Origin of the sequence: Microcoleus sp. A6-C6 (assembly GCF_036705955.1) — a bacterium.
Taxonomy (GTDB): domain Bacteria; phylum Cyanobacteriota; class Cyanobacteriia; order Cyanobacteriales; family Microcoleaceae; genus Microcoleus.
Genome location: NZ_JAUBVR010000096.1, coordinates 1 through 18,332, shown reverse-complemented (window position 1 = coordinate 18,332; position 18,332 = coordinate 1). Strand labels below are relative to the sequence as shown.

At 45.3% G+C, this 18,332-nt stretch carries 15 protein-coding genes; 10 read left to right on the top strand and 5 right to left on the bottom strand.

Features of this window, described 5'->3' with window-relative positions; all coding sequences use genetic code 11:
* Positions 1-52 precede the first annotated feature (52 nt).
* Positions 53-1,087: an outer membrane protein assembly factor BamB family protein gene (locus QUB52_RS25800; protein WP_332975224.1), complete on the bottom strand. Its 1,035-nt coding sequence runs from the start codon at positions 1,085-1,087 to the stop codon at positions 53-55.
* Positions 1,088-1,214: 127 nt separating this feature from the next.
* Here QUB52_RS25800 and QUB52_RS25795 point away from each other — a divergent pair, with 127 nt between their 5' ends.
* From QUB52_RS25795 to QUB52_RS25765, 7 genes are all read left to right on the top strand, one after another.
* Positions 1,215-3,302 carry a thioredoxin domain-containing protein gene (locus tag QUB52_RS25795; protein WP_332975225.1) on the top strand — a complete coding sequence of 696 codons (2,088 nt, stop codon included), beginning with the start codon at positions 1,215-1,217 and terminating at the stop codon, positions 3,300-3,302.
* Positions 3,303-3,798: 496 nt separating this feature from the next.
* Positions 3,799-4,992, top strand: coding sequence for a glycosyltransferase family 2 protein (locus QUB52_RS25790; RefSeq protein WP_332975226.1), 1,194 nt, complete (start codon positions 3,799-3,801; stop codon positions 4,990-4,992).
* 68 nt (positions 4,993-5,060) lie between these two features.
* Positions 5,061-6,317, top strand: coding sequence for a glycosyltransferase family 2 protein (locus QUB52_RS25785; protein ID WP_265236354.1), 1,257 nt, complete (start codon positions 5,061-5,063; stop codon positions 6,315-6,317).
* A gap of 158 nt (positions 6,318-6,475) precedes the next feature.
* Positions 6,476-7,726 (top strand): glycosyltransferase, encoded by a 1,251-nt coding sequence (locus tag QUB52_RS25780; protein ID WP_265236351.1) that lies wholly within the window; start codon positions 6,476-6,478, stop codon positions 7,724-7,726.
* Positions 7,723-8,514, top strand: coding sequence for an ABC transporter permease (locus QUB52_RS25775; RefSeq protein ID WP_265236349.1), 792 nt, complete (start codon positions 7,723-7,725; stop codon positions 8,512-8,514). The genes QUB52_RS25780 and QUB52_RS25775 overlap by 4 nt, the downstream gene beginning before the upstream one ends.
* A complete protein-coding gene (locus tag QUB52_RS25770; RefSeq protein WP_265236347.1) occupies positions 8,515-10,587 on the top strand; it encodes a Wzt carbohydrate-binding domain-containing protein in 2,073 nt (690 codons plus the stop codon). It abuts the gene before it with no gap.
* 182 nt (positions 10,588-10,769) lie between these two features.
* Entirely contained in the window at positions 10,770-13,151 is a 2,382-nt protein-coding gene (locus tag QUB52_RS25765) for a sulfotransferase (RefSeq protein ID WP_332975227.1), read from the top strand.
* Positions 13,152-13,241: 90 nt separating this feature from the next.
* On the opposite strand, the gene QUB52_RS25760 is transcribed toward QUB52_RS25765, so the two are convergent.
* From QUB52_RS25760 to dxs, 4 genes are all read right to left on the bottom strand, one after another.
* A complete protein-coding gene (locus tag QUB52_RS25760; protein ID WP_332975228.1) occupies positions 13,242-14,471 on the bottom strand; it encodes an NAD(P)/FAD-dependent oxidoreductase in 1,230 nt (409 codons plus the stop codon).
* 7 nt (positions 14,472-14,478) lie between these two features.
* A complete protein-coding gene (locus QUB52_RS25755) occupies positions 14,479-14,859 on the bottom strand; it encodes an aspartyl protease (RefSeq protein ID WP_332976305.1) in 381 nt (126 codons plus the stop codon).
* Complete coding sequence (locus QUB52_RS25750) at positions 14,844-15,161, bottom strand: hypothetical protein (protein WP_265236340.1); 318 nt, start codon at positions 15,159-15,161, stop codon at positions 14,844-14,846. The genes QUB52_RS25755 and QUB52_RS25750 overlap by 16 nt, the downstream gene beginning before the upstream one ends.
* A gap of 69 nt (positions 15,162-15,230) precedes the next feature.
* A complete protein-coding gene (gene dxs, locus QUB52_RS25745) occupies positions 15,231-17,138 on the bottom strand; it encodes a 1-deoxy-D-xylulose-5-phosphate synthase (protein ID WP_332975230.1) in 1,908 nt (635 codons plus the stop codon).
* A 289-nt stretch (positions 17,139-17,427) separates the two neighbouring features.
* Here dxs and QUB52_RS25740 point away from each other — a divergent pair, with 289 nt between their 5' ends.
* From QUB52_RS25740 to QUB52_RS25730, 3 genes are read left to right on the top strand one after another with little or no spacing between them, the layout of a single operon-like run.
* A complete protein-coding gene (locus tag QUB52_RS25740; RefSeq protein WP_332968775.1) occupies positions 17,428-17,745 on the top strand; it encodes a DUF433 domain-containing protein in 318 nt (105 codons plus the stop codon).
* The gene (locus QUB52_RS25735) at positions 17,742-18,089 is read left to right on the top strand and encodes a DUF5615 family PIN-like protein (RefSeq protein ID WP_265236333.1); all 348 of its coding nucleotides are present in this window, start codon (positions 17,742-17,744) and stop codon (positions 18,087-18,089) included. Before QUB52_RS25740 ends, QUB52_RS25735 begins: the two co-directional genes overlap by 4 nt.
* 22 nt (positions 18,090-18,111) lie before the next feature.
* Positions 18,112-18,297 (top strand): hypothetical protein, encoded by a 186-nt coding sequence (locus QUB52_RS25730; RefSeq protein WP_332975231.1) that lies wholly within the window; start codon positions 18,112-18,114, stop codon positions 18,295-18,297.
* Positions 18,298-18,332 lie beyond the last annotated feature (35 nt).

Sequence of the window (18,332 nt, the reverse complement as noted above, 5' to 3'; positions counted from 1 at the left end):
CTGGCTTTTCGCTCATCTGACTACATTACCATATTTTTCGGCTCTCAATCAACTATTTTTTACCTGAATCCTTACCACAAAACAGTTTACCAGATTTAGAAATTACAGCACTTCCATCTATATCTGAACCAGTATAGAAATCCCAAACAATTTTTTTTGTTTTAATGCTGATACCGTAAATATGACCAGAACCCGCAGCGATAAATAGTTGATCTTTGAGCCTGGACGGCGATGATTCTGCTACCAAATTGCCGCCATGCTTGCGGATATCTCCCGCTGCATAAAGCTGCACTTCCGACAAGATCTGCGGTTGCTTGATTCCTTGTTTAACTTTAGCTTTGCTGGCAGAACTATTGAGAAAATAGCCGATCGCATTTTCCCCCGCATTAAACAACACGCCATCGCCCAGATACAAAGCGCTGCTGTCATTATCCTGACTGTAGCTGGGCGTTCTCCTGATGTCCAGCTTCCAAAGTTCCTTGCCTGTTCTAAAAGATATTGCCCTAAAACTCGGTACAACATTTTTGCCACCCCCGCCACTGCGGCTGCCTTGCAAAATCACAATTCTATTCTCGGCCTTGGCTGTTTTGTCAATATAAATTGTTGAACTTCCTTTAATTATATCATCAAATTTATAGCGCCAAACTTCTTTATTGGTCGCCATATCTATTTTGTGCAAATAGTGGTCGAAAGAACCTATGATTAAATAAGTTTTGTCTCTATCTCTGGTAATTGTTGGCTGTCCAGTCCAACCGGCGCCACTCCAAATTTGCGATTGCCTACCCAGAAAAGTCCGGCCGCTTCCTAGCTCAAATTTGTTGATTAACTTCAAGCCCTTGGGAACACCTCGACCGTAAAATGTGCGCTGGTCGTTTCCTAAAAAAGTCGGCACGAATAATTCTACTTCTGGAACTACTTTTTTGGTCGAAACTTTGTTATTATTAATTTTTAATACAGGTGGACTCGATGGTTCGGCTTGGTTGGAGGATTCGGCTTGGCACTGTTTGAAAACAGCGGGAGGAACTGCCACACTCAGCAAAAATTGTCCAAGCCGTAGATTGAATTTTCTGCGAGATGATAAACTCATTTTATATGGAAATAATCAGTGATTATATTAAAACATGATTGTCGCCAACAACTCAACTTAAATAGTCCGCGCTAAACTACTATAGAACTAACAAGCGCAGTCAGTAAGAGTTAAAGTAGATTTGATTATGGTCAACCGTCTTGCTCAATCCCAAAGCCTTTATCTGCGGAAACACAGCGAAAACCCGATCGACTGGTGGCCCTGGTGCGACGAAGCCCTAGAAACGGCCCGCAGCCAAAATAAGCCGATTTTTCTGTCCATTGGCTACTCTAGCTGCCACTGGTGTACAGTGATGGAAGGGGAAGCATTTTCCGATCGCGCGATCGCCCAATACATGAATTCGCACTTTATACCGATAAAAGTCGATCGCGAAGAACGCCCGGACATCGACAGCATTTATATGCAAACCCTGCAAATGATGACAGGCCAAGGCGGTTGGCCCCTCAACGTTTTTCTCACTCCCGACGAGCGAGTTCCCTTCTACGGTGGTACTTATTTCCCCGTAACTCCGCGCTACGGACGCCCCGGATTTTTAGAAGTTTTGCAATCAATTCGCCGATTTTACGACACAGAAAAGCAAAAATTGCAAGCGTTCAAAGGAGAAATTTTAGACAACCTCCAACAGTCGGCGCTGCTGTCAGCAGCCACCGCAGAATTGAATCGCGAAGTATTCCAAAAAGGCTTAGAACTCAACACCGGAATTATTGCCGGCAGCAACCCAGGGCCCAGTTTTCCAATGATGCCTTATGCTGAGCTAGCATTGAGGGGAACGCGCTTTAATTTTGATTCAAAATATGACAGCAAACAAGTCTGCACTCAGCGCGGATTAGACTTAGCATTGGGCGGCATTTACGACCACGTAGCGGGGGGATTTCACCGCTACACGGTTGATGCAACTTGGACTGTGCCACACTTTGAAAAGATGCTATACGACAACGGTCAAATTGTTGAGTATTTAGCGAATTTGTGGAGCGCGGGCTTCCAAGAACCAGCTTTTGAAACTGCGATCGCAGGAACTGTAGAATGGTTGAAGCGAGAAATGATCGCACCAACTGGCTATTTTTACGCTGCACAAGATGCTGATAGTTTTAACACTTCAGAGGAAGTTGAGCCGGAAGAAGGAGCTTTTTATGTTTGGACTTACACCGAACTACAAACGCTGTTAAATACTCAGGAATTGGGGGAAATTCAAACACAGTTTACTGTGACTCGTGGTGGCAATTTTGAAGGCAAGAATGTATTGCAGCGCTATCAGCAGGAAAAACTCAGTGCAACGGTAAAAACTGCTTTAGCTAAACTTTTTGCTGTACGCTACGGCGACAATCCCGATACTGTGAAAACTTTTCCGCCCGCCCGCAACAATCAAGAAGCAAAAAACGACAGTTGGCCGGGGAGAATTCCAGCAGTTACTGACACAAAAATGATTGCTGCTTGGAATAGCTTAATGATTTCGGGTTTGGCGCGGGCGGCGGCTGTTTTTGGGAATTTGGAATATCTGGAATTGGCTGTGAATGCTGCTAATTTTATCTTAGATAATCAGTGGACTGACGGGCGGTTTCAGCGGCTAAATTATGATGGACAATCTGCTGTGGCGGCGCAGTCGGAAGATTATGCTTTGTTTGTGAAAGCTTTGTTGGATTTGCATCAAGCGAGTTTGATGTTAGGAAACGGGGAAGCAGTACAGCAATTGCCGAATTCTCAGTTTTGGTTGGAGAAAGCTGTGCAGGTGCAAGATGAGTTTGATGAGTTTTTGTGGAGCGTGGAATTGGGAGGGTATTACAATACTGCTAAGGATGCTAGCGACGATTTGTTGGTGCGGGAACGCAGTTATATCGATAGTGCAACTCCGGCGGCGAATGGAATTGCGATCGCCTCTTTGGTTCGCTTGGCATTGCTGGGCCAGAATTTAGAATATCTCGATCGCGCCGAACAAGGTTTGCAAGCTTTCAGCAGTATTATCCGAGATACTTCCCAAGCTTGTCCGAGTCTGCTTTCGGCTCTGGATTGGTATCAGCATTCTACCCTGATTCGCACGTCGCCAGACCAGATTTCGGGGTTGATTTCGCGGTATTATCCGACTGCTGTATGTCAGATTGAGGCTGATTTGCCTGAAGGTGCGATCGGGTTAGTTTGTGAGTGTTTGACTTGCAAAGAACCTGCAAAAAATCAAGAGATGCTATTAGCAGAAATTCGGCACAGTCAAACGCGAGGATAGAAGGAGAAGGAGTGAAGTCCGAACGATCAAAATGCTTCCTAGTAAGGAATGCAAGTCTTTTCAAGTTTAGCCCTCAATTTGCCAAAATCTTGACTAAATTTTCTATCGTCACCTGGAAAGCATGGGCGATTAACGCCTGCAATTGACACAAGCCCCGATGTACGAGAGTCTTCGGCGGTAAAAATTATGTAGGAAAAAAACTTGACATCAGCGGGTAATCGAAAGTAAAAATAAGTAAAAGCAATAACAATAATGAGGCTTTATGTTTGATTCGCGATCGGCGATCGGCAAGTATGGCATTGATATAGCCTTTCTCAGAAAGATCAGGTACGCGAACGGGATATGGGATATGGGATATGGGATATGGCATACCTCACTTTTTTGAGAATCGCTATAAGTTGCTATCTCTTACAACAATTTTGGCTAAAATACATCCGGGAAAATACGGAGTATTTCTGAGTTTTTCGCAATAATTTTTCACAATCTAAAATCTAAAATGGCAACAGCTATTCTCGACCTGGAAATATCCAAACTCCCGCCAGAAATTACGGTTGAGGAGCGTTACAGCAAAGCCTTGGTTTTAATTCGACTGCACGGAAAACCGATCGCCCAAGCTCAAATTCCGGTAGTCGGAGGTCGGATTGAGGGCGCTCAATTGCGCGAAAGTCTGATGAATGCAGCAGGGGATAACCTTTGGAAAAATTGGCTCTACGATGCCCTGGAATGGGACGAACGCGGGGCGGTAGAGACAATCCCGATCGCCACTGTAGCGGTTTGTACGCGCGATCGCCCGGAAGATTTGCGGCGCTGTCTGGACGCGCTGATGCTGCTCCCAGATGACGGTCAGGAATACTTGGTAATTGACAATTGTCCGGCTACGGATGCTACCCGTGAATTGGTCAAAAATAATTATCCGCAAGTCCGGTACGTGCGGGAAGACGATTTAGCCGGGGAAAGCGCCGCCCGCAACCGAGCTTTGCGGGAAGCGAAACACGAATTTGTAGCGTTTACAGATGACGATGCAGTGCCCGATCGGGATTGGTTGCGATCACTGTTGCGAAATTTCAGAGATCCGCGAGTTATGTGTGTCACGGGGCTACTGATGCCCCTAGAACTGGAAACGGAAGCCCAAGAATGGTTTGAGCTTTACAGCCCCTACGGGAAGGGCTTCGATCGCCAAGTTTTTGACGGGGCGCACTGCAATCCGCTGATTATAGCTCCTGTGGGGGTTTCCGGGAGTATGGCTTTGCGGAAAAGTTTGATCGACTGCATCGGGCTGTTTGACGAAGCTTTGGGCGTGGGCACGCCTGCTAAGTGCGGTTCAGACAGCGAACAGTTTGTCCGCATTTTGCGCGCTGGCTACCGCATCGTCTACGAACCGAGGGCCTTGAGTTGGCACCGCCACCGACGCACCTGGGAAGAAATGCGCAACTTGCTCAAATGCTACGGAATCGGAGTCTATGCTTACTGGACGCGGATGTTTGTGTTCAACAGAGAATTTAGCGTGCCTCTGTTAGCTTGGGGCTGGCTTTGGTACAAACAAATTCCTGAACTAATTGCTTCTTGGCGAAAGCAACCAGGTTCTGTCCCTAGTGATTTGCTTATGGCTCAATTGCAGGGCTGCATTAGCGGGCCGATGGCTTATTTTACGTCTCGCCAGCAGTTGCAAAAAATTAAGAGGGAGCAATAAATAGGGATTTTGAGATTGTTTTTTACCGCATTTGAAATGAAGATGAAGTTGATTTGTGTAATGTCAATATGGAAAATCTAACAGTTAGCGTAATTATTCCGACTCACAACCGAAGTGTATTGCTGCTGCGCGCTCTCGATGCACTGCAATCCCAAACTTATCCGCTCGACCTCATCGAGGTTATTGTAGTCGCAGATAGCTGCATAGACGATACTTTGGCTGTGCTAAAAGACTACAAAGCTCCGTTTAAACTGCTGGTTATTGAAGAAAAGTGTCGGGCAGCTTCGATCACCAGAAATACGGGAGCAGCCTCGGCTACCGGAAAACTGGTGCTATTTATAGATGACGATATCGAACCAACTCCGCCTCTAATCGAAAGTCATGTACGCATTCACCAAGAGCGTCCGGGCTGCGTGGTGATCGGCCCTTATCCGCCGAAGTTTCAGGGAGGGGATAGATTCTTTGACGTAGAAGTGCGGGCTTGGTGGGAAGAAAAATTTTACCAAATGAGACAACCGGATCACCGTCATACTTATGAAGACTTGCTGACTGGCAACTTGTCTCTGGAGACAAAAATGTTTGCTAGCACTGGAGGCTTCGATGCAGGTTTCGGTCAGGGAACTGCCCATGAAGATTATGAATTCGGCTTGCGCTTGCTCAAAGCAAATATACCTTTTGCTGTGGCAGCGGATGCAGTCGGGTATCACTACGAACACGAAACTAACAACCTCTCGCGCTCTTTTCGCCGAGCGCGCGAGGAAGGACGCTCCGATGTCTTGCTCGGTCAGCGACACCCGGAACTTAAACCGACACTGCACATAAAGGATTACGAAACTCCTTACTCTTTTGTCGATCGGGTTTTCGTTGCTCTAGTTTTTTACTGGCCGGCCGCTCTAGAGTTGCTGGCTGTGGGACTGAGGCGGTCGCTAGATTGGCTAGAAGCTGTGCGGATGCGCGGTACTTGGCGGTGGCTGACCGCTAAATTGCGCGGTTACTGGTACTTGCGCGGTGTGATGGACGAATTGAAAACTCGATCGGGCATTTCTACTTTTATGGAAGAAGGCCCGATCCGCGCTGATTTGGGCGGATACGAAATAGAAATTGACTTGCAGCAAGGCTTGGAAGCAGCAGAACACAGGATCGATGCCGAAAGACCGGCTGGGATTTACCTGTACTACGGCAAGCTGACAATCGGTCACATCTCTCCCGAAGTCGGCGCCGAACCGCTACGCGGGGTTCACCTGCGAAGGATACTGGCACAGAATTTAGCGGAACCGCTGGCGAGAGCGATGGCGGTTAACGGTATGCCGTGCAGTTCTGAGTAGATCGAAGCAAAGCTTTTAGTTGCTTTTGAGGAGCGTGTTTTGGTAATTCAATAATTGGTAACTAATGACTGTTGTCATTAGTTGCCAATGCGCAATGCCCGATTCCTAATTTCCCAGGCCCAAAACCCAATTCCCAATCGTATTTTGAGGAGAAATTCATGGCAATAAAAGTGCTTGAAATCGAGTTTACTGAAGAGATAAATCCAATTAGGGGACTAGAAAAATATGAACGTGTCCGCCTCTTGGTTCGCTACCGGGGACGGCCGCTCGGCTGGGCCTATGTTAATAACAATCCCTGGCAGCAAACAATCTCGGCCGATCGAGTGCGAGAAACGATTGTGGAGCAGATGGGCAAGGAGTTGATTCGATCGAGTTTGGAAGATCAGTTAGTCCCAGTAGCAGCAGATTTCGATCGAGAACTGCCACCAATTAGCGTTGTCATCTGCACGCGCGATCACACGGACTTACTCAAAGGCACTATGGAAGCAATTCTTGCCCTGGACTATCCCAAGCACGAAATTATTGTGATAGATAATGCTCCTTCCAACAGCAGCACCGCTGAATTGGTCGCGAGATTACCTGTACGCTACATTAGGGAAGAACGTCCAGGATTGAACTGGGCTCGCAATCGGGCGATCGCTGAAGCCAGCCACGAGATAATTGCTTTTACTGACGATGATATGCGGCCCGATCGGGGTTGGCTGCGGGGTATCGCTGCGGGCTTTGCTGACCCGGAAATTATGGCAGTGAGTGGTTTGGTGGTGCCGGCGGAACTGGAAACAGAGGCTCAAATTCAATTTGAATTCGGCTACGGGGGAATGCTGCAATACTTCCACCGCTTTAAAGTTGATGGTAGTCAGCTATCGGCGCAGGAGTTGCTGTGGGCGAGATCCTACGGCGTTGGGGCGAATATGGCTTTCCGCGTCAAAGTGTTCGAGGCTGTTGGCAATTTTGACCCGGCTTTGGATGTCGGGACGGCGACTCGGGGCGCTGGGGATATGGAGATGTTTCACCGGATTTTAGCTAAGAGATACGCGACTTTTTATGAGCCGAGAGCCCTTGTGTGGAACGTACACAGGCGTAGTGCCGATGCTTTGAGTCGGCAGCTACAGGACAATGGGCAGGCTTTTGGGGCTTATTTGCTGACTTGTGCTCGCAATGGTACTGTCAGTAGCGGGGCAATTTGGCAATTTGCGTTGTCTCAATGGCTGAAAGGGTCGCTGTTGCGACGCTTGATGCGGCCTGGCTGGTTTCCCCGCAAGTTGGTAGTTAGCGAGCTGCTAGGGGCTTTACAGAGTCCTTTTGCTTACAGGGAAGCGCAGTTACAGGCTCAACGATTGGTGGCGATGACGGATGTGGATGAGCAGCCACAGCCGGAACCTCTGACGGTGACTGGAGGTGCGGGATGAAAACTCTGGGAACGCTGGTTGAGAGGCGCAAAGTCGCTCATTTCTTCGATTTGCTGCGTGGATTGGTCGATCGCGATATGAAATTACTCTACAAGCGATCGACCTTGGGGATTGCTTGGACTTTGATCAGTCCGCTGTTGCAGTTGGCTGTTTTCTGTTTTGTATTCCGAACGGTAATTCCGGTAAATATTCCGCAGTTTGCTTCCTTTGCATTCAGCGGTTTGTTAATCTGGAACTGGAGTCAGACGGTGCTGTTTCAATCGACAGCACTAATTACTGGCAACCTGGCTTTAATCAGGCAGCCGAATTTTCCGACAGCTATTTTGCCTGTAGTGACAACTACAACCGGATTGATTCACTTTTTGCTGGCGCTGCCGGTGCTAATTATCTTTTTGGCAATGGACGGAATTCAGCCAAATCCTGTGCTATTTTTTCTGCCGATTTTGATGATTATTCAATTCATTTTGACGGTGAGTTTGGCTTATCCACTTGCTGCGATTAACGTGACTTTTCGCGACACCCAGCACACTTTGGGCGTGGTATTGCAGATGCTTTTTTACCTAACTCCGATTTTCTACGACCTGAAAAGCGTGCCTAAAGAATTTCAGCCTTTATATCAGTTAAATCCGATGGTGCCGCTGATTGAAGCTTACCGGGCAATACTGCTCAAAGGTACTCAACCGGACTGGCAAGCGCTGTTAATTGTGAGCTTGCTTGTGGCTGCTCTTTTGCCGATAGGACTGGCGATTTTCAGACGGCAAAGCGATCGATTTGTGGAGGAATTGTAAATGCGTCAAGCTATTGTTGTCAAGGGTTTGGGTAAACGTTTCAACCGCTACAGTGCCGATCGACCTATGACAATTATGGAGGCCGCTTTGTGGGGCTGGTGGCGGATGAAACCACAAGCACATTTTTGGGCACTGCGGGATATCAATTTTAGTGTTTCTCCAGGGGAAATGCTCGGAATTCTCGGTAAAAATGGAGCCGGAAAATCGACACTGCTGCAACTGATCGGTGGTATCGGCCGCGCTGAGGAAGGAACTATTAAAATTAACGGCAGAATTGGCGGTTTGTTGGATTTGGGTGCGGGTTTTCACTCAGATTTGACGGGCAGAGAAAATGTGTTTGTGGGTGCGGTGGTGGCCGGTTTGACTCGCAGGGAAGCAGCGCATCGATTTGATTCTATTGTTGAATTTGCAGAATTAGAACAGTTTATTGACAGCCCACTGCGAACTTACAGCACAGGGATGCGAATGCGGTTGGCTTTTTCGGTGGCAATTCATACCAATCCAGAGGTGTTGTTAATTGATGAATATTTGTCGGTTGGAGATGTGGCTTTTCAAGCTAAATGTTTGAAAAAGATAGAGGAGTTTAAAAATCAAGGTTGTGCGATTGTTTTGATTTCTCACAGCGCAGCTCAAATTCAAAAAACCTGCGATCGGGCTTTGTGGCTAAAATCCGGTGAAATCATGGCTTACGGGGAGCCGGAAGTGGTAGCTGGTCAGTATTTGTCGGAAATGCGATCCGAAACTGACAAGCGCACTCCCATGCGTCCTCCTGAAGTTACAAGTACGGGTTCGGAACTCCGAGTTAATGAGAATAGATTCGGTTCTTTGGAAGTAGAAATAACTGATGTTAAAGTGTTGCCGGATGATGAGGTAGACAGCGGCGATGCTATTACTATTGAAATTCATTACATGGTTCCGAAACCGATTGCTGCTGCGATTTTTGGCATGACAATCAGCCGGGAAGACGGTCAAAGTTGTTTTGAGACTAATACCAATCAAATGGGGCGGTTCATTCCGCTGGCGGAAGGTAAAGGCAAAATCCGGCTGCACGTAGACAGGCTGGATTTAGGAAACGGTCAATATTACATCAATGCTGGGGTTTACGAGAAGAGTTGGGCCTATGCTTACGACTATCACTGGCACGTATATCCGCTGTATGTGCGATCGACTATAAACCAAAAAACGATTCTCTGTCCGCCCTACCATTGGGAGTTTGACGGCAAAATGCAGCTTGCAGATTTGCCAGAAAAAGCTGAAAAAGTTCACGCTTTAAATAAGAACAATCCGGGCTACGTCAAAATTTCAACTCAGTTAAGAAATAAGCAGTCACCCGACTTTTTAGTAATTGGTGCTCAAAAGTCGGGCATAGAAGCTTTGCATGGACACCTGGCAAATCACTTGCAAATTATCAAAGAAGGTTCCCGGGAGATTCACTTTTTTGAGTTGAATTTCGAGCGCGGTGTAGAGTGGTATAGCAAACAGTTGACGCGGAGTGTAGCGGGTGACAAGGTGCTGCTGTGGGAAATGACTCCTTACTACATTTATCATCCTTTGGTAGCCGAGCGAGTATACAAGTGTTTCCCGGATGTCAAGCTGATTTTAATGCTGCGAAACCCGGTAAAACGAGCGTGGATGCACTATCATTTAGAAGTGGCAGTAGGTTGCGAAAAGTTGGATTTTGAAAAGGCGATCGCATCTGAACCTGACAGGCTAAAAGGTGAAATTGAAAAAATCAAAGCCGATCAAGGTTATTACAGTTTCAACCACCAACATTATTCCTACTTGTCGCGCGGAATCTATGTTGAACAAATCAAAAACTGGCTCGATTATTTTCCGAGGGAACAGTTGCTAATCCTCAAGAGCGAAGAGTTTTATGCAAATACAAGCCAAGTATTTTCTGAAGTCTTAGATTTCTTGGATATTAGTGGAAGCCCCCTCAAAGAATATGAGATTAATAGTATCGAGGATTACAGCAAAATGCCTACGGAAATTCAACAAAAATTAACCAATTATTTCAAGCCTTATAATCAGGAACTTTCTGATTTGTTAAAGGAAGATTTTAGCTGGAGTTAGGAAAATAGTTTTTAACCACAGAGAGCGCAGAGAGCGCAGAGAGCGCAGAGAGGAAGCAGAAACAGAGATGTTGATAAATGATTTATAATTATACCTCTTCCTTCTCGCTTCTCTGTGTCCTCTGCGCTCTCTGCGGTTTATTAAAAAAAACCTCATTCACCAACCATTAATCAAGTATAAAAATGAAAAGAATATTTTTAGTGGGAACCCCTCGCAGCGGTACAACAATCCTTCAAAGTTTATTAGCGGCTCATCCTGAAGTTATTTCTTTTCCTGAATCTAAGTTTTTTCACTATTTGCTTTACGATAAGTTGGCGGGACAGTTGCGAAGTAGGATGAAAGCTTTCTTTAATGATGAGATTAAGCGTCCTGAACTTTTGAAAGATTTTGATGACAGTCAAAGTGTGGAAACTAAAACTCGTTGGTTTGTCGGAGTTTTGGATGGTTTGGCGGCGGAACAAAACAAAAGCATTTGGTTGGAAAAAACGCCAGAACACATATATTTTATTCCTGATATAGAGGGTTTGTTGCCGGATGCAAAATTTATACATATTTTGCGAAATGGTATGGATACAATCGCTTCTATGTATGAGAGCACTAGGATTTATCACGAATTGTGGGGCGCTGGTTGGGATTTAGATCACTGTATCGAGCGCTGGGTATATGCGGTGTTAAATAGCCATAAATATGTTAATAAAGCAAGTCATGTTTTAGTTAAGTACGAAGAGCTTTTAGATGACAAAATTAAACTTTTAGGCAAAATATGTAAGTTTGTTGACATTGAATATGACGGTGCTATGCTGGAATATTACAAGCAGCAAGCAGCAAATTTGAGTTTAAATGTACCTTGGCATAAAGGAATAGATAGAGATATCGCCAGCACTAAGTTTCACAAATATCACGCTCTTTTTAAGCAAGATGAAATTGCGTATATTTTAAATAAGATTAGCTGGGTAAATAAGGAAATTGCTGGGAAAGTTGCGGTGGAAGTTACCGAACAAATTTCGGATATTTGCGGTTTTTCACAAATGTGCGATCGCCTGTGCTGTAAAATCAACCTAGAAGGCAATGAACTGGGAACTGTGGAATTGCCCATCTGTGACGGGATTGTGACGGGTGCGGTGTTGGTAGATGCGATCGCAGCTCAGTTTGCTTGGCCAATTCTCGATCAATTTTTTCAACGTAATCCCGGAACTCCGCAACTTGAATGGCTACTATTTTTACAAGAAATCTGGAATCGTCCGCATTGGCTTGAGACTAATTTTTACAATCCCGAAACAGCCGATGAAACAGTCACAATCACCCTCGATGGAGACTTGATTGCTGTGGAAGTTAGCGCAGAATTGCCTAACATCAAAGTTGAGCTTTCTGAAATTGACGTGTTGGTGACAGTAGGCGGTGTGGCTATCGGTATTGTAACTGTTGCGGTGGAAAATAATTTTGTTTCTGCTCAAAAAGTGCGATCGACAATTACCCGAAATATCGGTTTTGAGTTGTGCGTCGCCTGCGTGCGTGAAGCTTTGCTGGGACAACCGCTCGATGGTGAGATGTCGCTGCGATCGCGCTTAGCCTCTGCTGCTCAACAAAGGTCGAATCTGCCCAACTGGTTGAATGCAGAGGGTTCTGGGGGCATTTACCCGCCAAATGCCGTGATGTTCGGCAGGCGATGTGGTGCAACAGGAACCAGAATCAGCCGCCGCGCCGCACTCCCAGCGCAGGCGCTGCGGGAATTAGCCAACTCAGCAGCAATCGCAGGGGAAGCGATTATCCAAATTCCCCGAGAAAACGAGTTGCCAAATCAAGTATTTTACGCACCAGAAATCATTTGGCAAAAATCGCCTTATCGAGAAGTTTCTCACTCAGTCAAACCTCAAGTATTTGACAATGATAGCGTTACAAAAAAACTGCCGATTCTCGCCTACCGTCGCATTTCTCCCGATGGTTTAAATGCAATTACTCCGCAGGTTTTTGAACAGCAGTTAGAATCTCTCAAAGAGAATGGTTATTACAGTACGACTTGGGAAGATTGGCAAAGTGCGAAACTAACTAAAACTCCTTTACCAGGTAAAGCCATATTACTTACTTTTGACGGTGGCTATCTCGACTTTTTCACCTACGCTTTCCCTTTACTAAAACGCTTTGATTTTACAGCAACTGTCTTTCTAGTAGCCGAGTCTATAGGAAAGACAAATAGTTGGGAAAAAGCAGATTCTGAAGAAGTAAAGTTAATGGGATGGCCAGAAATTAGACAACTGCGGGATGCAGGAATTGAATTCGGTTCGATGTCTGCTACTCATCAACCTCTGACTACCTTGTCGCCCACAGAAATTGTGCGCGAGGCGGCGAAATCCCGCGCAATTTTGGAACGAGGATTAGGGAAATCCGTCAGATATTTTGCTTATCCCTACGGGGATGTCGATAAAATTGTAGAGCATTTAATCGGAGCGAGTGGGTATACTTTTGGTGTATCATATAAGTCAAATTTTAGCAATTTTGACGATAATTTAATGTCGCTACCGCGCATTCAAGTCACAGCAGAAAATTTCTGGCAATTAGGTTTTTAGCCAGATTAATTTGTCCTTATTCAAGATACAAGGGGCGGGTTAAGCTAGCAATCTCAACCAAAAGCAGACAATTTCGGTACAAAACCCGCCCTAACCCAGCGACTTTCTCAGCCCCTGCACCAAAACCTGAAATTTCCGCCGCAAATAACCGCCAAATCCCCTCGAAATCTTCTCAAATTTATAATCAAATAAAATATCCATCACATCTTCAGTTTTCATGTACTTCAAATAAGAAATCATTTTATCAGTCAGTTCATCATTAACATCATCAATATACTTTCTTACCGCCAACCTTTCCGAAATATTCCATTTCCGAGCAAACTTGCGGTGCATTTCTGCCTCATAATCTCCAAAACTTGAAATTCCCCCATCCAAATATTTTTCAATGTATTTCCCCGCGATTTGGGCACCATCCATCCCGTGTCTGATACCCTCGCCGCCCAAAAAATTTACAGTTGAGACAGTATCGCCGATCGCAATTATATTCTCCTTATAATAAATATCCCGCAAACCGCGACTGTACTTAAGCGTCGAACCGTGTTTGTCAATAATTGTATAATTTTTAGACTTCAAATATTCATCAATCAACAAATCAATATATTTTTTCAGCGGTGACAAATGCTTAATTGTTTTGGAATCCAAGAAAATGCGACCCGCACCAACTTTCAGCCTATTTTGTTCCATTGGAAATATCCAAGAATAACCTTTAGGCATCCATTTATCGCCCAAAAAGAAGATTAAATCATTGGCATATTTATTGTAAATTTCCGGTTCTACTTCAATTAAATATTCGATGCCGGTTCCCGACAAAAACTCAGGCTTATCATTTTCTTTTGCATACATAATCGCCCTAGCAAAGCCAGTAGCATCAACCAAGACTTTCGTGCTAACTTTGATAATTTGACCGTCAGATAACTGTTTAAACTCTACTGCGGTTTCGCCGTTAACTTGCGAATGTTCGGTGTAGCGACAACCAAGCCAAACTTCACCGCCAAATCGCTCAACTTCCTCGGCTAAAAATGCTCTAAATTTAGCAAAGTTGAGCACAACTCCCAAGTTTTCGGGAGACTCCCAAGTTTGACTGACTGTGCTAGTTTCAATAGTAAGTTTGTGCCAAAAACTGCCGATGACTGATTCGGGTAAATCGAATTGAGAGAGGGTTTCTAAAGGTGTGGCGGCGCTGGAAAAGTCGTTTTTATTAAAATTGTCGTTTTGTTCGGCAAGCAAGACTTTGCGGCCGGATTTGGCTAAAATTCTCGCACAGTGACCGCCTGCTGGGCCTGCTCCTACTATTACTATATCAAAATTTTTTAAAGTCATCTTGCTATTAATTCGCTTCCAATGTCAAAACACCCGCCGAAATATCAACTACCAAGCGCCGATTTTTCAACAGTTGGCGGCCGATTAAAAATTCGGGAACTCCCGCACCTACGTGAATGGGAATGTCAAACTCTTGACCCTCAAGACGCACTTTTCCTGCATAAAGATCGAAATTAAATTCTCCTTTAGCTGTTCGCATTTTTTCTTGTTTCACATATATCCAATCAAGTCCCTCTAAATCTTGATCGTTCATAGCTAACCAGCCTGAAAAACCTGTATCTAGCAGGGCATCAACAGGTAATTCTAAGCCGTTATCAGCAATCAATTCAACTTCAAAAAATAGCTCGTCCTGATCGCCAAATCTTCCTTCAATCATATCGTGCCACAAACTCCAGTTTCATTGATCCGAAAGACGTGCAATTTAACTTTCGGGTATTTTTCATGGGCTATGTTTGCAACTAGCATATCATCCTTGTCGATAAAATATTCACCGCTATCGGGTTCAACGGCCATGTACCAGTTGTAGTGGGTTTTAATCAATTCTGGTTTTAGGCGATCGAAAATAGGTTTGCAGCGCTGATAAAATGCTTCTCTTTCAGCATACCATTGGGCTATTTCTTCTGAAGAACGTGTGCGTTTTGGGTGCAATCTTCTCCGGGGAGTTCTGCTAGTTGGGTTGAGATAAGTCATGGTTGATTCTCCTTTTGTGCAGTAAAGGTGAAGTAAGGTGAGCAGTGCCCACCCTACAATTATAGCTAATTAGACGCTAACGGGTGATTGTTTGCGGCTGAATGTTGCTAAGATGCGATCGCACATTTGCGACGGATTTAATCCCAAACTGGCAAATGATTGTTCAGGCGTTGCATGATCCACCAATGTATCAGGTACGCCCAAGCGCATCAGTGGTACGAGGATATTATTATCCATCAAAGATTCGGCTACTGCTGAACCGAATCCGCCCATCAAACAGCCTTCTTCCATTGTGACAACTTTGCCGATTCTCTGTGCTAAAGGCAAGATTAATTCAGTGTCCAAAGGCTTGACAAAACGCGCGTTGATGACTGTTGCTTCGATGCCGTGTTCGCTCAAAATCTCGGCGGTTTGCATTGCCGGATAAACCATCGAACCGTAACCTAATATCAGCACATCGTCGCCGTTGCGGAGAATTTCAGCTTTGCCGATCGCCAATTCTTCCCAACCTTCTTCCATCAGAGGTACGCCGTAACCGTTGCCACGCGGGTAACGCATCGCGATCGGGCCGCTGGTGTGGTTGATTCCCGTGACTACCATCCGCTGCAATTCCGCCTCGTCTTTTGGCGCCATAATTGTCATGTTTGGCAGACAGCGCAAGAAGGAAATGTCGTACATTCCTTGGTGGGTTGGGCCGTCGGCACCGACAATTCCGGCTCGATCCAAACAGAAGAAAACTGGCAAGTTTTGGATGCAGACATCGTGAATTATTTGGTCGTAGGCTCGCTGCAAAAATGTCGAGTAAATTACTACAACCGGGCGCATTCCTTCGCAGGCTAAACCAGCAGATAAAGTGACGGCGTGCTGTTCCGCAATACCGACATCAATGTACTGTTTTGGCAGTTTTTCCTGAAGTTTATCTAGGCAAGTTCCGGTTGCCATTGCTGCGGTAATGCCGACAATTTTCGGATTATCTTCTGCTAGTTTGACTAGGGCGTGGGCAAAGACTTTCGAGTAAGCTGGAGGCTTGGGTTTGGTGGATGGAATGCCTTTGCCGGTGGCTAAGTTAAAGGGATTTTGGGCGTGATATCCTACTTGGTCTTTTTCGGCGATCGCATATCCCTTGCCCTTCACTGTCACCACGTGAACTAACACAGGGCCTTGGATAGTATGACCTTGTTTGAAAGTAGCAATTAACTCTTCCAAATTGTGTCCATCAACCGGGCCCATGTAAGTAAAGCCCAATTCTTCAATTACGGCTCCAACTTTGGACACTGCTAACCGTTTCATGCCTTCTTTGAGGCGTTCCATTTCTGGGGTAAAAGTTTCGCCCACAAAGGGAATCTGTTTGAATTGTTCCTCTAAGTTATCTTTGAGAAACTGCACCGGCTGCGAGAGTCGCATTTTGTTCAAATAGCGGGTAATTGCGCCGACATTGGGCGAGATTGACATCTCGTTATCGTTGAGCACCACCATCAAATTAGTTTTCGGCATATGGCCCGCGTGGTTAATCGCTTCCAGTGCCATGCCGCCTGTCAATGCGCCGTCGCCGATGACTGCTACAGTTTTAAAGTTTTCTCCCTTGAGGTCGCGCGCCATAGCCATTCCCAGCGCTGCGGAAATGCTCGTGGAGGCGTGACCGGCGCCGAAGTGGTCAAATTTGCTCTCGCAGCGCTTGAGATAGCCTGCAACGCCGTCTTTTTGGCGCAGAGTGTGAAAATTGTTGTAGCGGCCGGTGATCAATTTGTGCGGATAAGCTTGGTGGCCGACATCCCAGGTAACTTTGTCGCGATCGAGGTCGAGTGTTTGGTAGAGTGCTAAGGTGAGTTCGACTACACCCAATCCGGGGCCTAGGTGTCCGCCACTGGCAGCTACTGTTTCTAAATGCTTTTCTCGAATTTGTCGGGCAATTTGTTCAAGTTGATGAATCGAGAGGCCGTGTAATTGGTTTGGATGAGTCAGTTCGCTGAGATGCATATTTTAAAATCCCGCTCCTAAGAATTAGGACGAATCCTTAACAGATATAGGTTATGCCTGCGGCGTTCGGTACGCGCAAACGTTAGAATAGTTTACCTGTTATTTGAGAAAATTGTTAGGCGTAAAAATTTTGCTATTTATGGCCTGGTAATTATAATAAACAAATTGTGCGCCGTCAATATAAAAAATGCTTATCTTGTTAGCTGCTGAGGGCTAACTGTTAGCTGCACGGGGATTATGAGCCATAATCTGTTATAATTTTACTGAATTCAGTAACGAGGCAAACTATATGAACTTGACCGCTACTCAACACAAGTATATAGAACTGAATGAAAACAACGTTCCCTACATTGCGGGAACAACCATGAAAGTAATTGAATTAGTTTCCGGTCATCTTGCTTTTGGCTGGAGTCCCGAAGAAATTAAATTTCAACACCCATATTTAAGCATGAGTCAAATTTATTCTACCTTAGCTTACTACTGGGATAACAAAGAAGAACTAGACGCCGATATACAGCGACGACTTGAGAATGTTGAAAAATTACGTCAAGAAGCGGGTGAATCTGCTTTGGTTAAAAAACTTCGCACCCAGGGGCTAATTAAATGACTCTAGCCCTTTACATGGATGAACACGTTCGCCGGGCAATTATAAATGGTTTAAAGTTGCGCGGTATAGACGTTATCACGGTACAAGAAGATGGCAGAACTGGCACGCCTGACACTATTTTACTCGATCGCGCTACTGACCTCGATCGCGTTATATTTACCCAAGATGATGATTTTTTAGTAATAGCCAACCGTCGCCAGCAAGAGGGAGTAAAATTTAGTGGAGTTATTTACGCGCATCAACAATATGTAACCGTTGGGGAATGCGTCCGGGACTTAGAAATAATTGGGAAAGCCAACGAACCCGAAGATTTAGTTAACCAAGTTCAATACTTACCTTTATAATTAGTTTTTGCTAAATTAGCAGGTGACACAACTAAATACTTTGTCGTTATTACTAATTACCAATCTAAGTCGATCGATCGCCTTTTCGGTTAGCATTAAGACAAGAAAGCCGATCGCCCTTCACGATTTATCGCTTACCAATTCAAGCACAAAAGGGCGATCGCACTGGGTGCATCTCACTTTGGCGAGTATGCCAAAAAAGGGTTAAAATGAAAAAGCTAGTAAAATTGCCAAATAAAGATG

Bases quoted from the DNA above. Each gene is read 5' to 3' on its own strand.
- QUB52_RS25800 (WP_332975224.1), bottom strand. From the start codon at position 1,087: ATGAGTTTATCATCTCGCAGAAAATTCAATCTACGGCTTGGACAATTT.
- QUB52_RS25795 (WP_332975225.1), top strand. From the start codon at position 1,215: ATGGTCAACCGTCTTGCTCAATCCCAAAGCCTTTATCTGCGGAAACAC.
- QUB52_RS25790 (WP_332975226.1), top strand. From the start codon at position 3,799: ATGGCAACAGCTATTCTCGACCTGGAAATATCCAAACTCCCGCCAGAA.
- QUB52_RS25785 (WP_265236354.1), top strand. From the start codon at position 5,061: ATGGAAAATCTAACAGTTAGCGTAATTATTCCGACTCACAACCGAAGT.
- QUB52_RS25780 (WP_265236351.1), top strand. From the start codon at position 6,476: ATGGCAATAAAAGTGCTTGAAATCGAGTTTACTGAAGAGATAAATCCA.
- QUB52_RS25775 (WP_265236349.1), top strand. From the start codon at position 7,723: ATGAAAACTCTGGGAACGCTGGTTGAGAGGCGCAAAGTCGCTCATTTC.
- QUB52_RS25770 (WP_265236347.1), top strand. From the start codon at position 8,515: ATGCGTCAAGCTATTGTTGTCAAGGGTTTGGGTAAACGTTTCAACCGC.
- QUB52_RS25765 (WP_332975227.1), top strand. From the start codon at position 10,770: ATGAAAAGAATATTTTTAGTGGGAACCCCTCGCAGCGGTACAACAATC.
- QUB52_RS25760 (WP_332975228.1), bottom strand. From the start codon at position 14,471: ATGACTTTAAAAAATTTTGATATAGTAATAGTAGGAGCAGGCCCAGCA.
- QUB52_RS25750 (WP_265236340.1), bottom strand. From the start codon at position 15,161: ATGACTTATCTCAACCCAACTAGCAGAACTCCCCGGAGAAGATTGCAC.
- dxs (WP_332975230.1), bottom strand. From the start codon at position 17,138: ATGCATCTCAGCGAACTGACTCATCCAAACCAATTACACGGCCTCTCG.
- QUB52_RS25740 (WP_332968775.1), top strand. From the start codon at position 17,428: ATGAACTTGACCGCTACTCAACACAAGTATATAGAACTGAATGAAAAC.
- QUB52_RS25735 (WP_265236333.1), top strand. From the start codon at position 17,742: ATGACTCTAGCCCTTTACATGGATGAACACGTTCGCCGGGCAATTATA.